The sequence below is a fragment of the Mucilaginibacter rigui genome (assembly GCF_014773275.1).
GTDB lineage: Bacteria > Bacteroidota > Bacteroidia > Sphingobacteriales > Sphingobacteriaceae > Mucilaginibacter > Mucilaginibacter rigui_A.
Map to the genome: position 1 here is coordinate 242,369 of NZ_JACWMW010000002.1, position 14,513 is coordinate 256,881.

Genomic DNA, 14,513 nt, shown 5'->3' on the forward strand with positions numbered 1-14,513 from the left:
ATTGCCGCGCTATCGCTCGCAATGACACGGTTTAAATCGAGACTCTCTCTTCTTACTGCCCTACCATAAATACAGCGTTACTAAACAGCAACTTACCATTCTCCCAAAAACTACGGAAAAGCGGATCATCAACCAGGTAAACTACCGAGCCGCGCCCAAGAGATTGCACACCAAGCAGCATACCGTTGTTTATTTTTTGTTTAGATTGGAAGCCCGCGAAACCTGCTACATAACCATTCTTTGCAATGGTACCCACATTCCAGTTGTCTTCGCCAAGCATTTCATAAATATCATCGCTTAATTTTAACGAGTAGTAATAATTAGGGAAACCAAAACCCAAAGGATGTGTATTATCCATGTCCAATTTAAAAATAGCACCCGGAATGCTTGACCGTATAGCATCGCGGTTACGGTCGGCATAAATTTTTACCGCAGTTTTTGTTTTGGCATCTGCCTTATCGTCTTTTTTAGCTTCCTTCTTTTTTATTTCGAAGCCTTTTTTGTCAACCAGGGCAGCAACTGCGTTTTCTAACGCTATCAGCTTGCCCCCATCGCGCACCCATGATTGCAGGTTGTCTGACGACAGGTCGTTATACCTGCCGTCGGGCATTATAACCACATCAAAATCGGCAAGTTTTATACGGTTAATATCCTGATAGCGTATCAGGCTAATGGGGTAACCTATCTGCTGTTCAAAAAGGTGCCACACCTCGCCCATTGCTTCCGAATTGATGCCATCGCCGCTAACCAACGCAACACGCGGTTGTTTAATATACTTCACGTCATACGATCCAATATCCGATCCCTTATCTACAAAGCCCGATGACAGCGGTGTAATTTCATGGCCAAGGTCGGCAGCTATCTGGCTAACTACACGGTCAAAATCAATCTTTTCATTACCTGCGCGGGTAACTAATAACGAGCCGGCTGTAAACTTTTTCCCTCCGGCCTCAAATGGCGTTTCTGAATAGCGCACTTTTATTTTCTTTTTCAGCAAGGCCGAAAGGAATTTAACATCAGCTATAGATTGCCATGCCGATACGTAGGCGTAAGCCCTGGTATTGGTAAGAGGCGCGGGCTTTATAACGCCCCAACTGGTTGTTGCAGGCTTAAACGACTCTTTTATCCCGTAAGCCTTTAACCCATAAGCATAAGGCAGCGCCCATGCAGTAATATCATAAGTATTTGAATCGGGAATGAAGGTTTTTGGCTCAAGCAATACATGCAGCAATACCGATTTTGGCTGATAGGCGTTTACCACAAGGTCATTCGCATCTACATTATATTGTTCTGTTGCCCCCGTAAAATAGTTATACCCGGTAACCGATTTATTGGCCAAACCAAAACCATACTGTATACCATTGCGGGTAAGCATTTTGGCCAGCTCGTTCACCTTTTCATTATTATCATTTTTAATAACGTAGGTTTTATAAACACCCGGCGGGTTTTGGCGGCTGTTATCAAAAAACTTCTTAAATTCATCAACAACCTTTTGGGCGTTAGCTGCTACAATTTCTACCGTGCTTAAACTGGTTGTGTGATGGTGCGAAACACGTTGCGCTAAGGTAAGCGTATCACCACTACGGGTAACTACGGCCAGCCCCCCGCTTATCCCCCCCTGCTCATAAGTCATCCCGATAGAGCCATTGTATAATGGGTACGTATCTCCGTATGATGGATACAGCAGGTCAAATTCCTGTTTGGTAAAATACATCCAACCGTTTTGGTCAAAATATTTAGCATTGTTTTTGCCAATGGTCACCTGAAAATCGCGCTGCCATTGGGTAATATCCTTGTGATAAGGCTCAGCAGCCGGGGCAAAATAGTATGGGTTATTGTACCCTTGCTCATGAAAATCGACATGAACCTCGGGCAACCATTGATTAAATAAAGCCACACGCGCCTGTGTCTCTTTTTGTGCCTGCCATGCCCAATCGCGGTTAAGATCAAAATAGTAATGATTTACACGCCCGCCCGGCCATGGTTCAATATGCTCACGCGAGGTTGGGCTGGCATCCGGCACCATACCGCGCACCGAGTTATAAAAGTTGGTGTAACGGTCGCGTCCGTCAGGGTTAAGGCATGGGTCTATCACTACAACACTATTCCTGAGCCATTCGGCAGCTTTGGTGTTAGCGGGGTCAACCAGGTCAAATAATGTCCACATAGCAGCCTCGCTTGATGACGGCTCGTTACCATGCACGTTATAGCTTAGCCATGTAATAACAGGTGTGTTTGTTGTTGCTGTACCGCTTTCTACCCCCGCAAGGCGCAGGTTGTTATGGCGTATCTCTTCCAGCCGTTTAATGTTTTCGGGCGATGCGATGAACATGGCCAGCAACGGGCGGCCCTCATTGGTAGTACCAAATTGCTTTAGCTCTACATTGGTTGCGGTTTTGGCAACATATCTAAAATAATCTACCACGCGGTAATGCGGGGTGAATTTTTCGCCAGGTTTATAGCCTAAAAATTCGGCCGGCGATTGGATTTGCTGCGCGAGAACAGAGGCGCATCCAAAAACAGATAAAAATACGAAGAGTAGCTTTTTTAACATACGTTAGTAATTAGATCAGTAACGCTAATCTAAATATATTTTTTTGAGGTTTCATCATCAGGCTATTAATTCAAATCTGCACTTTTGTATTTATCGCATGACACCCATACAAGCCCTTCAAAAATATTTCGGTTACTCGCAGTTCAGGCTCTCGCAGGAAGCCATCATCAGTAATGTTTTAAACAAACAGGACACACTGGTGCTGATGCCTACCGGCGGCGGCAAATCGCTTTGCTATCAGTTACCCGCAGTGCTGCTTAACGGGCTCACCATCGTGATATCGCCCCTTATTGCGCTGATGAAAGACCAGGTTGATAGCCTTAACCTGAGCGGCATCCCGGCGGTTTTTCTAAATTCAAGCCAAAACCCCGATGAGCAGCGCGATATTGCCCTGCAACTGCGCAATAACGAGATCCGCCTGCTGTATTTGGCCCCCGAGCGTTTATTTGGTGGCGATAATAAAATGATGGCCTTTTTGCATACGCTGAATGTGGTACAGATAGCTATTGACGAGGCGCACTGCATCTCGCAATGGGGCCATGATTTCCGCCCGGAGTACCTGATGCTGGCCGGTTTAAAAAAAGAATTCCCGGGGGTGCCGGTAATAGCCCTTACCGCCACTGCCGATAAGCTCACCCAAAAAGATATCCTGGAGAAACTAAACCTGCATCAACCCGCGGTTTTTATCTCATCTTTTAACCGCGAGAATATTACATACCGTGTTAATCCCAAAAAGAACAGTTTTAGGCAGCTTTTGTCCTTTTTAGAGGCGAAAAAAGGCGATTCAGGGATCATTTATTGCCTTTCAAGGAAGTCTACGGAGCAGTTGGCCGCCGACCTGAAGGACGAAGGCTACGCCGCTGAGGCCTACCATGCAGGCCTCACCAATGAGGTAAAAGCCCGCAACCAGGAAGCCTTTTTAAAGGATGAAGTAAAGATAATGGTGGCTACCATTGCCTTTGGTATGGGTATCAATAAAAGCAATGTGCGCTACGTAGTACACATGGACCTGCCCAAAAACATTGAAGGCTATTATCAGGAAACCGGCCGTGCCGGCAGGGATGGTTTGGCATCTGATGCCTTGCTGCTCTATTCACCCGGGGATGCCATTAAACTGCGCAGCTTTGCCACGGTAGAGAACAACCGGGAGCAAAGCGCCATTATGCTTAAAAAGCTGGATGATATGGTGAATTACTGCCAGTTACATGCCTGTCGCCGCCAGTTTTTAATGCATTATTTTGATGAGCCGTTCCCGGATAATTGCGGATCGTGCGATTTTTGCCTCAGCGAGTTTATCAAATTTGATGGTACGCTCATCGCTCAAAAAGCATTATCGGCCGTGGCAAGGGTAAAAGAGCGGTTTGGCGCCAATTATATTATCGATTTTCTTCGCGGCTCAAAAAATGAAAAGATCTGGGCCGACCATAAAACCCTTAAAACTTACGGTGCCGGTGCAGACATCAGCAAGGCCGACTGGCAGCGTTACCTGCGCGAACTGATAGCACAAGGCTTGTTGCGCATTAGCGAAGATGGTTACTCGGCCATACAACTTACCCCAAAAAGCGAAGCTGTTTTAAGAGGCGATTTAAGGGTTGAGCTGATAGCATCAGAAGTTATTAGCGACCACGAAGAAGAAGCATTAAGCTACGAGGCTGAATTACTGGCCGATCTGCGAGCAAAACGACAGGAGATAGCCATAGGTGAAAACCTGCCGGCATACATCATACTATCAGACGCTACCTTGCTGGAAATTGCTACCTACCTGCCGCAAAAAATGGACGAGCTAAGGCTGATATCTGGCTTCGGCGATGTAAAACTGGCGAAATATGGGCGCGAGTTTCTGGCTGTTATTAATGCGTACAGCGTTGAAAAAGGGCTTACATCGCGCATTACTCAAAAATCGGTTAAGCGCGAGCGTAAATCGAAATCAAAAACAAGCAAGATCTCAGATACGTTTAAAGTTACGTTCGACTTATATAAAGGGGGTAAAACCGTTACAGAAATAGCTCAGGAACGCGACTTATCGCCTATAACTATTGAGGGGCATTTAAGCCGTTTTATACAAACCGGAGAACTTGATGTGCAGGAAATTGTTAATGAAGCCAAGATCTCGGCCATAAAAAACGCGGTTGAAAGCTATGGGAGCGAAATATTGTCGCCGTTAAAAGAGGTTTTGGGCGATGCCTATACCTACGGCGAAATAAAAGCCGTTATTGCCTGGATGAATAAGGATGCGTAATTTTAAATAACAGAATTTAACCATGACAAGCATAAACCAACTATACCAACTATACCTGCAGCACCCTGTTATCAGTACAGATACCCGTAAAATTACACCCGGCAGCTTATTTTTTGCCCTTAAAGGCGATAAGTTTGATGCCAACTCCTTTGCTCAAAAGGCTGTTGAAGCAGGTGCGGCTTACGCAATTATCGATAACCCGGAGTATGCAACAGGCGAAAGGTTTTTATTGGTTGATGATGCGCTCACCTCTTTACAAGATCTGGCCAGGCACCATCGCAGCCAACTGGATATCCCGGTTATTGGCCTTACCGGCACAAACGGCAAAACCACAACCAAAGAACTGATCAACGCTGTATTATCGCAAAAATTTAAAACACTGGCCACGCAGGGCAACCTTAATAACCATATAGGCGTACCGCTCACTATCCTAACTATCGATAGTTCGCACCAAATGGCAGTGATAGAAATGGGCGCCAATCATCAAAAGGAAATTGCGCTGCTTTGCACCATTGCACAGCCTACCCATGGCCTTATTACCAATGTCGGCAAAGCTCATTTAGAAGGTTTTGGCGGGGTTGAGGGCGTGAAGAAAGGCAAGGGCGAATTGTATGATTACTTGATATTGGGAAACCGGGTTGCCTTTATAAACAGCGATGATAAAACCTTATTGGAAATGCAAAAATCCAGGGGATTAAATAACGTAGTTTATTACGGCAAAAATGGCAACGCCGACAATCTGGTTAGTGGCCGGCTGCTGGATAACTCGCCTTTCCTTGCTTTTAAATGGCACGACAGGAAAAGTTTATCACACAACGTAAAGTCGCAGCTTACCGGATCTTACAACCTGGATAATATACTGGCGGCGACATGCATAGGTAGCTTTTTCGGATTGGATTCTGACGAGATAAACCAGGGTATTGAAGGCTATCAACCCAAAAACAACCGCTCGCAGATTACAAAAACCGCAACCAACACGCTCATCTGCGATTTTTACAACGCCAACCCCAGCAGCATGTTTGTAGCTATTGATAATATGGATAAAGTGCAGGCCGGCCATAAGGTGATGATACTGGGCGATATGTTCGAGATGGGGGCAGAATCGGCCGTGGAGCATACGGCGGTAATTGAAAAAGCCATGAGCGCCAATGTAGACGAGCGCATTTTTATAGGCAAGGACTTCTCCAGTCAGCAAACCGAAATAAATAATACCAACCTGATTAATACTACATTTTACATGACCGCCGAAGATGCTATCATCGGGCTAAAAACAAACCCGATAACCAATGCTACTATCCTGATTAAAGGATCGAGAGGTATGGCGCTGGAACGATTGGTGGATTTGTTTTAGGAAAGAAGTAAACAGTTCCCCTTCCTTGAGGCTCCTATGTAACCACAAGATTTAAATACTGGTAAGTAATGACCCGTAGGGTCTACCGCTTTGTAGAAAATAGCAATCGTGAGTTGTGCCGCGTAGCGGCTACCCTTGGAGGGATGTGGCAGGATATGTGTACGGATAAGGGTGGGTTTCGTCGCCTTACAATTACCGCTTCCATAACACACCCCTAACCCCTCTCAAGAGGGGAACTATGAGGACAAAGCCAAATCCGCTACCTCTTCCCCTACCAAACTACCCATGGCTACGCCCATGCCGTTGCAGCGTACAGCGCAAAATATGTTAGGTTTCACCTGTTTTACTATGGGGCTTAATTCTTCACCAAAACCCATAATGCCACTCCACCAGTAATCTATTTCGGTATTTTGCCCCGGTAAGATCATGTTATGCAGGTAATCGGTCAGTTTTTGTTTAACGGCGGCAGTGTGGCCAAATTCCGGGGTTTCTTCGGCAGTAAAATCAATATTACGGCCTCCGCCAAATAGCACCCTGCCGTTAATATTTCTGAAGTAATAATACCCGTCATTAAAATGGTAGGTACCAATTATTTTTAGCCCTGGCACAGGTTTGGTAACCAGCACCTGCCCCCGTCCGGGAACAACCTCCAAAGCGGGGTATAGTTGCCTTGCAAAGGCGTTTGTGGCCATAATCACCCTCGCAGCTTTAAAGTTTCCCTGCGGGGATGTTAAACGCACCCCGTTATTATCATTGTGGATGTCTTTTATTTCGCACCCATTTAAAACCAGTACATCTTTTTGGTAACATTTATTGAGCAACGTCCGCATCATTTTACCGGTATGTATCTGGCCCTCATAAGGGTTATAGATCATGTGGCTTACCCCATTAAAGCCAAAATCTGCAATTTTAGCATCTGCAACTGCATAAATGTCATGTCCCTCAATAGCGGGTTTTAATAAGTTATTCAGGCGGCTGATATTTTCTATGGCTTCATTCGCATACGCATCTTCGCTATGCATAAAAAGCTCATGGCCGCCGTGCTGATGATAGTCGATATTTTTATCGCCCAGATTTTGACGTAAGCGCTGCAATCCCCGCCATTTGTAATTGGCCAGGCGGGCAACCTCTTCGCCGGGCGTGTGTTTAAGGGCCTCCAATTGTTCAGAAACTGTGCCGAAACAGGCAAAACCTGCATTTTTTGTACTGGCCCCGCTGGGCAAAAAACCGCGCTCTAAAACCAGCACCTTCAAATTTGGCTCGCGGGTTTTTAAATGCAGGGCCGCACTAAGGCCCACAATGCCGCTGCCTATGATGATTACATCTGCGTTATCAATAAAAGCGGTGCGCTCCCAGTAGGAAAAGTTCCCATTGTCCATTAAGTCAAATTTAAAAAGTAAAAAATCAAAAAAGTGAATATCGGCAGATTCATTTTTTGACTTTTGAATTTTACCTTTTACTTAAACTGGAATGCTTTTTGAAATACCCTTTTTACAAAAACTATTGAAAAATGATGACCCTATTATTTGTATCTTACAATTCGGCCTTGCTACTCATGATTGTGATAGCATTGGTAAGCTTTATTGTGCAATTCCGTTTTAAAAGCAAATTTAAGCAGTATTCCGAAATGCCTTTACTGTCGGGCCTATCCGGCAAGGATGTTGCCGAACGTATGCTGAAAGATAATGGCATTTACGATGTACGTGTAATATCTGTTGAAGGCCAGCTAACCGACCATTACAACCCCGAAGATAAAACAGTAAACTTGAGCCCCGATGTGTACCATAGCCGCAGTATTGCTGCTGCCGCTGTTGCCGCGCACGAGTGCGGGCACGCGGTACAACACGCCAGGGCTTACAGCTGGTTAAGCTTCCGCTCATCAATGGTGCCGGTAGTTAATGTGGCATCAACACTTACGCAATGGACACTGATGATTGGTATTATGCTGTTGTTTTTTACACATAACCCGCTTGTACTGGCCGTTGGTGTTGGCGCATTGGCATTAGTAACCCTGTTTAGTTTTATTACCCTGCCGGTTGAATTTGATGCCAGCCAGCGCGCACTGGCCTGGTTAAATAACAATTACACCATTATGCAAACCCGCGAAGAGCATGCGCAGGCTAAAGATGCCCTTTGGTGGGCCGCCATGACGTACGTGGTTGCTGCCTTAAGCGCCCTGGCTACATTGGTTTACTATGCATCATTCCTGTTTAACCGCCGTAACTAAGCCGTTTTTTTGATAAAGGACAAAAATATAGATCGCCCCGGAGTTTTCGGGGCGTTTTTTTCTGCTACTGTAACACTTCCCGGTAAAGCACCGTCATGTATGCACTATGAAAAGATATATATTGCTTTATGCGGTAGTAGCATTGGCACTCAACGCATGTAAAAAAGATAAAAACACCGGTGAAATTGTTATACCAGCCGACCCGATTGAAACCACACCTGTAAGCGGGGAAACCCAGCCATCATCGGCTAATATAGTTTACCGCAAGCTGAACATAAAACTTGGTTATAATAAACACATTTTTTTGGATGCTAATGGGGATGGAACAACCGATATAAGTTTTTCGAGCGTACTGATTATGCATGACGGGAAACAACATTTATACTTGTCCGCTTACGGAAAAACCAATAGTGGCAACAAACTATTTGTAAAAAACGGAGAACAGTTGGTTAACGGTAGTTTATGGGCATATCCTTTCAATAAAAACGAATTAATTGAGCCGACCGAAGAAAACAATATTAAATGGACATCAAATCAGCAAAAAGCCTCTATTGTGAGTATTGTTTCTGCCGGATCGCAAACCACAGTTGAAGGCTTATGGGCAAACAAAGCCGATAAATATTTAGGCATCGCCCTAAAAATTAATGGTGAACCTTATTTTGGATGGATAAAATTAAGCCACGAAACTACTACAAATGAAATTATAGTAAGCGAGTATGCTTACAGCAAAATACCTGGCGGCGAAATTATTGCAGGCGAAAAATAATCTAATTTTAACCGGTTTGTAAAGCCCCCAAAAGTAGTTCACATGCCTGTGGGTTAATATAGTTTGGGTGCGAACATATAGGAATAAGAATAACAAAATGAGGCCGTGTGTTAATTAACTTATATGAATTATATAGATTCCATCCTCACCTTTCCCCCCCGCCACTGTTCATTTAAATACGCTGTAAAATTCGGCAACAAAAAAGCCCCGGCATTTCTGTCGGGGCATATAATATATCTTGATTCTTATTTTTTAATTTAACCTGTAAGGCGCAATCAAATAAAACTCGGGGATTTGTACGTTGAATACTGAATTGTCCAGCAGGCGCTCCATCTGGTATTCGCCCTTCATGCTGCCCATGTCGGTTTTCAGGTTGCAGCCGCTTACGTATTCGTGCGAACTGCCGGGCTCAATAACAGGCTGCAGGCCAACAACACCTTCGCCTTCAACTTCGCGCTTGGCGCCATTTGAGTCGAAGATATACCAGTGCCTGCTCACTAAACGCACGGCGTAGTTACCCATGTTTTCAATATTCACCCTATAGGCAAACATAAAATGATCATTCATCGGGTTAGAGTATTCGGGCTGGTAAATTGTTTCCACTGAAACCTTAACACCTTCAGTTATAGTAGTGGCCATTGTTCTTATTGTATCGTTATATTCAAATATATAGCATGCAAACAAATATTACGCCATTTCAAAAGCATATTTTTTATCTACCTGGGCTAAAATATCCATAATTTCTTCAACCGTAGCCGCGGTAACCAGTTTCATGCGGTATTCCTTAAAGTCGGGAACGCCTTTAAAATAGTTACTATAGTGGCGGCGCATTTCAAAAATACCGGTTTTAGGCCCCTTCCACTCCATTGATTTTTCCAGATGGGTTTTACAAACCTCAATCCGTTCGGCAATGGTGGGTTTCTCCAGGTGTTCGCCGGTTTTAAAGTAGTGTTTTATCTCCCGGAAGATCCACGGGTAACCAATGGCCGCGCGGCCTATCATCATGCCATCAACCTCAAACTGCATACGCCATTCGGCGGCCTTCTCCGGCGAATCAATATCCCCGTTACCAAATATCGGGATCTTGATGCGTGGGTTCTTCTTAATCGCATGGATAAGGCTCCAGTCGGCAACGCCCTTATACATTTGCGAGCGGGTACGGCCGTGGATAGTTAATGCCTTAATACCTACATCCTGCAGCCGTTCGGCAACTTCGTAAACATTTTTGGTATTATCATCCCAGCCAAGGCGGGTTTTAACGGTAACCGGCAGGTGTGTAGCTTCCACAACTGCTTTGGTCATAGCCACCATTTTGTCAATATCCTGCAATAGGCTTGCGCCTGCGCCGCGGCATGCCACCTGCTTAACGGGGCAGCCGTAATTAATATCCATCAGATCGGGCCCTGCCAATGACGCTATTTCGGTAGCCTCGCGCATGTGCTCAATATCACTGCCGAAGATCTGGATGCCAATAGGGCGCTCGTATTCAAAAACATCAAGTTTTTTGCGGCTCTTGGCAGCATCACGGATCAACCCTTCGGATGAGATAAATTCCGTGTACATCATATCAGCCCCGTTTTGCTTACACACATAACGGAAAGGCGGATCGCTCACATCTTCCATCGGTGCCAGCAGCAGCGGGAACTCCCCTAAATCAATATTTCCTATTTGTACAGACATGGATTATATTCGTTGCAAATTTACGCAATTTAAGCTATATGATGAAAACGCCTGTAAATCAAATGTCACCGGGATTACAATTCCTTCTTTTTGTGGTTGTTTTTGCGGCGATATTCATCATCGGGAATTTATTGGGGATAGCCATTATAGCGGTTATGTATGGTCTTAACCTGGTAATGGAGATAGCGCAACTAAACTTTACCAACCCGCAAAGCATTCCCGCTTTATACATATTACAAATAGTAACCACTACCATCCCTATATTTTTAGCCCCTGTTATTTTTGGCTATTGGGTGGCAAAAGCCCCGTCGCAATATATAAAGCCAACTATCCGTATTCCGTGGATGCTTTTTATAGTCGCCTTTTTTGTGATGCTGTTCTCGCCGCCGCTTATTGAATTTTTAAGCAATATAAACCAGCAAATGGTTTTGCCAAAATGGCTAAACGGACTTGAAAGGTGGATGAAGGAAAGTGAGGAAAGCGCGCGCCGCATGACCGGCGCTATACTAAACATGCAAACCATTGGGGATTGTATTAAAAACATCATTCTCATAGGCCTGCTAACCGCCATTGCCGAAGAGTTTATGTTTCGTGGCGTTATACAAACCATTCTGCAAAAATGGACTAAAAACACGCATGTTGCTATTTGGGTTACCGCGGCAATCTTTAGTGCCTTCCATATGGAATTTTACGGCTTTTTACCCCGCCTGCTGCTGGGTGCGTTGTTTGGCTATTTTGTTGCCTGGAGCGGCAGCATCTGGCCTGCGGTTTGGGGCCATTTTTTAAATAATGGCTCGGCGGTTGTTATAACTTACCTGTATCAAAAAAAGTATATTAAGCTAAACCCCGATGATACGACTGTATTTAGTTGGTGGCAGTATATATTTAGCCTGATTATTATTATAATTTTGCTGTTAGTTTATAAAAAGATAGCATTGGGCAAAAAACAGCCCGAATTAAATGGAGAAGAACTGGGTTAAAATTTTTACATCGTCGAACTTTTATCAGTCAGAAATTGTGAAACAGGTACTTACCGGGTACCAGATTGATGCCGTATTGCTTAACCGGCAGGCATCATCGCACCAGGCTTTTGGCGATATTGAGGTTTACGTGCACCAGGAAAACTTTAGCAGCGCTATAGAAATAATGATATTGAACCAGATTAATTTATGAAGACACGCGCCATAACAGGCTTCTTTTTTACTATAGTGATGATAGGCTCCTTTTTGCTGGGGCATAATGTATTCGGGGCATTTTATTTATTACTGAGCGGGTTTTGCCTATATGAGTTTTATACACTTATTAAGAAAGATACCGCCTCCCCCAATATACCAGCAGGCTTATTAACCGGGGCGCTTATTTACGCCGCGTTTGCATTTATTACTTATGCCGCATATTTAGCACCAGCCGGCGAAGGCAGTAAATACATAGGCTATACGCTGCTGTTTTTAGTTCCCCTTGCTGTAATTGTGGTATTTATTTTCGAGTTATTTAAAATATCCGTTGCCCCTTTTGCCAATATTGGTTACACCATTTTAGGGGTTGTGTTTGTAATAGTGCCCTTTACGTTTTTCCATGCACTGGCCTATGTTAGCGGCCCATATACTGTTCATATCCCGCTTGGCTTTTTGCTAATGCTTTGGGCTAACGATACCGGTGCCTACCTGGTTGGCATGAGCATTGGCCGCACCAAATTGTTTGAGCGCCACTCCCCTAAAAAAACCTGGGAGGGTTTTATTGGAGGTGTAGTTATCAGCGCAGGGGTTGGTTATATCATCAGCCTGTACTTCCCTGAGCTGAACTGGAAGCACTGGATGTCTGTAGGGATCCTGATCTCGTGCTTTGGCACCCTTGGCGACCTGGTAGAATCAATGTTTAAACGAAGCATCAACATCAAGGACTCCGGCAACATATTACCCGGCCATGGCGGGTTGCTTGACAGGTTTGACGGATTACTGATAGCCGCACCTATTGTTTATACATACTTGTACTTCGTTGTAAATGTTTAATTTTGTAAAAACTTATTCGCCTATATAATGACTTTTCATAAAGAAGGATATACATCACTTGCATTAACGGTGCTGTTCATTTTTGTATTGAACGCACTTATCTCATTTTATTTCCCGGATGCGCATGTTGTAAAATGGATAGTTTACATCCTGTCGTTTTTGCTTTTTTTAATCATTGTACAGTTTTTCCGCAGTCCCATACTACATATCAGCAAAAATGAATCGCATGTACTATGCCCTGCAGATGGCAAGGTGGTGGTAATTGAAGAAACCGACGAACCTGAGTTTTTAAAAGACAGGCGCATACAGTTATCAGTATTTATGTCGCCGGTAAATGTGCACGTAAACCGCAACCCGATAAGCGGCGTTATCAAATATTTTAAATATCACCCGGGTAAATACCTGGTTGCATGGCACCCAAAATCATCAACCGAGAACGAGCGCACAACCGTTGTAACCGAAAACAGCGAGGGCACACAGGTATTGTTCCGCCAGATAGCTGGCGCGCTTGCACGCCGCATTGTTTGGTATGTAAAAGAAGGCGATGTGGTTGAACAGGGCCAGCAATTTGGCTTTATTAAATTTGGGTCGAGGGTGGATATTTTCCTGCCGCTGGGCACCAAAATAAACGTTGAACTTAACCAGGTTGTTAAGGGCGGGCGCACTGTACTGGCCGAATTAACCAACAACGTAGCATTACCCGATGAAACATCGGATGTTGTTAACGAAACCATCCCTGACCATACCGAGCCCTTAACCGATGAACATGGTGAAGAAACATTGGTTATTGAACACGATATAGAGAAAGAGCAACCCACAGCTAAGAAAAAGCCTGTAGTTAAGCCTGCACCGGCAAAAAAACCGGCAGCAAAAACTGCTGCAACACCCAAAGCGGTTAAGAAGAACGATAAAAAATAAGGTTCTCTTAAATATATTTTGAAGCCCTGATGCATTGCATTGGGGCTTTTTTGTTGGCGGTCTATAACCGACCTGTCATTGCGAGCGTAGCAATCTTCGATAGAAAAGTAGGCGATAAGCATTTCGAAGATTGCCACGTCGCTATCGCTCCTCGCAATGACACGTGTGAAGGAAGTGGCAGTAATCTGCCTCAACACAAAAAAACCCGCACTGAAAAGTGCAGGTTCTTGTAAGCTGTATATGTATCCGCCTTGCGGCGAAAAGATAATTAAACCCTTTTTGACTTGATACGAGCTGCTTTACCGGTAAGGGCACGCAGGTAGTAAAGTTTAGCGCGACGTACTTTACCAACGCTGTTAACTTCAACTTTATCAATATTTGGAGAATTGTAAGGGAAGATACGCTCAACACCTATACCGTTAGAAACTTTACGTACAGTAAAGGTTTCGCTGTTACCAACGCTGTTACGTTGTAAAACAACACCCTGGTAAACCTGGATACGTTCTTTATTACCTTCTCTGATTTTATAATGCACACTAACAGTATCACCGGCCTTAAATGACGGGAAGGTATTCTTAACTACTGTTTGTTCTTCTACAAATTTTACTAAATCCATGATTTTTAGCTCTTAAAGCGATTTTTAACCCGTAAAAATCGGAGTGCAATAATAAGGATATTATTTGAAATATAAAAACCTATTTTTAAAATTTCCACAAATTGTATTTTGTTAACAAGTTGTGCTGGTTTTTTGGTTGATTGAGTTGATTAT

The 14,513-nt window shown here is 44.1% G+C and carries 12 protein-coding genes and 1 pseudogene; 8 read left to right on the forward strand and 5 right to left on the reverse strand.

Going from position 1 to position 14,513, the window contains the following annotated elements; genetic code table 11:
- Window positions 1-52 precede the first annotated feature (52 nt).
- A complete protein-coding gene (locus IDJ75_RS08160; protein ID WP_191175141.1) occupies window positions 53-2,554 on the reverse strand; it encodes a M14 family metallopeptidase in 2,502 nt (833 codons plus the stop codon).
- A gap of 97 nt (window positions 2,555-2,651) precedes the next feature.
- Here IDJ75_RS08160 and recQ point away from each other — a divergent pair, with 97 nt between their 5' ends.
- Both recQ and IDJ75_RS08170 read left to right on the forward strand, forming a co-directional pair.
- On the forward strand, window positions 2,652-4,793 hold the full coding sequence (gene recQ, locus IDJ75_RS08165; protein ID WP_191175142.1) for a DNA helicase RecQ: 2,142 nt from the start codon (window positions 2,652-2,654) through the stop codon (window positions 4,791-4,793).
- A 22-nt stretch (window positions 4,794-4,815) separates the two neighbouring features.
- Window positions 4,816-6,144, forward strand: a complete 1,329-nt coding sequence (locus IDJ75_RS08170; protein WP_191175143.1) for a UDP-N-acetylmuramoyl-tripeptide--D-alanyl-D-alanine ligase — start codon at window positions 4,816-4,818, stop codon at window positions 6,142-6,144.
- A 236-nt stretch (window positions 6,145-6,380) separates the two neighbouring features.
- Here IDJ75_RS08170 and IDJ75_RS08175 read toward each other — a convergent pair whose 3' ends face one another.
- Entirely contained in the window at window positions 6,381-7,523 is a 1,143-nt protein-coding gene (locus IDJ75_RS08175; RefSeq protein ID WP_191175144.1) for an NAD(P)/FAD-dependent oxidoreductase, read from the reverse strand.
- Window positions 7,524-7,654: 131 nt separating this feature from the next.
- On the opposite strand from IDJ75_RS08175, the gene IDJ75_RS08180 reads away from it, so the two are divergent.
- Both IDJ75_RS08180 and IDJ75_RS08185 read left to right on the forward strand, forming a co-directional pair.
- A complete protein-coding gene (locus tag IDJ75_RS08180; RefSeq protein WP_224746540.1) occupies window positions 7,655-8,371 on the forward strand; it encodes a zinc metallopeptidase in 717 nt (238 codons plus the stop codon).
- Window positions 8,372-8,477: 106 nt separating this feature from the next.
- On the forward strand, window positions 8,478-9,137 hold the full coding sequence (locus IDJ75_RS08185) for a hypothetical protein (RefSeq protein ID WP_191175145.1): 660 nt from the start codon (window positions 8,478-8,480) through the stop codon (window positions 9,135-9,137).
- A 252-nt stretch (window positions 9,138-9,389) separates the two neighbouring features.
- On the opposite strand, the gene apaG is transcribed toward IDJ75_RS08185, so the two are convergent.
- Together apaG and dusB are read right to left on the reverse strand one after the other, a co-directional pair.
- Window positions 9,390-9,776, reverse strand: a complete 387-nt coding sequence (gene apaG, locus IDJ75_RS08190) for a Co2+/Mg2+ efflux protein ApaG (RefSeq protein ID WP_191175146.1) — start codon at window positions 9,774-9,776, stop codon at window positions 9,390-9,392.
- A gap of 48 nt (window positions 9,777-9,824) precedes the next feature.
- The gene (gene dusB, locus IDJ75_RS08195) at window positions 9,825-10,817 is read right to left on the reverse strand and encodes a tRNA dihydrouridine synthase DusB (protein ID WP_191175147.1); all 993 of its coding nucleotides are present in this window, start codon (window positions 10,815-10,817) and stop codon (window positions 9,825-9,827) included.
- A 38-nt stretch (window positions 10,818-10,855) separates the two neighbouring features.
- Here dusB and IDJ75_RS08200 point away from each other — a divergent pair, with 38 nt between their 5' ends.
- From IDJ75_RS08200 to IDJ75_RS08215, 4 genes and pseudogenes are all read left to right on the forward strand, one after another.
- Window positions 10,856-11,797: a CPBP family intramembrane glutamic endopeptidase gene (locus tag IDJ75_RS08200; protein ID WP_191175148.1), complete on the forward strand. Its 942-nt coding sequence runs from the start codon at window positions 10,856-10,858 to the stop codon at window positions 11,795-11,797.
- Complete coding sequence (locus tag IDJ75_RS08205) at window positions 11,778-11,990, forward strand: hypothetical protein (protein WP_067056593.1); 213 nt, start codon at window positions 11,778-11,780, stop codon at window positions 11,988-11,990. The genes IDJ75_RS08200 and IDJ75_RS08205 overlap by 20 nt, the downstream gene beginning before the upstream one ends.
- On the forward strand, window positions 11,987-12,826 hold the full coding sequence (locus tag IDJ75_RS08210) for a phosphatidate cytidylyltransferase (protein WP_191175149.1): 840 nt from the start codon (window positions 11,987-11,989) through the stop codon (window positions 12,824-12,826). The genes IDJ75_RS08205 and IDJ75_RS08210 overlap by 4 nt, the downstream gene beginning before the upstream one ends.
- Before the next feature lie 27 nt (window positions 12,827-12,853).
- Window positions 12,854-13,507 (forward strand): annotated as a pseudogene (locus tag IDJ75_RS08215) (phosphatidylserine decarboxylase family protein); the annotation flags it as partial.
- A 505-nt stretch (window positions 13,508-14,012) separates the two neighbouring features.
- Here IDJ75_RS08215 and rplS read toward each other — a convergent pair.
- The gene (gene rplS, locus IDJ75_RS08220) at window positions 14,013-14,360 is read right to left on the reverse strand and encodes a 50S ribosomal protein L19 (protein WP_191175150.1); all 348 of its coding nucleotides are present in this window, start codon (window positions 14,358-14,360) and stop codon (window positions 14,013-14,015) included.
- Window positions 14,361-14,513: the final 153 nt, after the last annotated feature.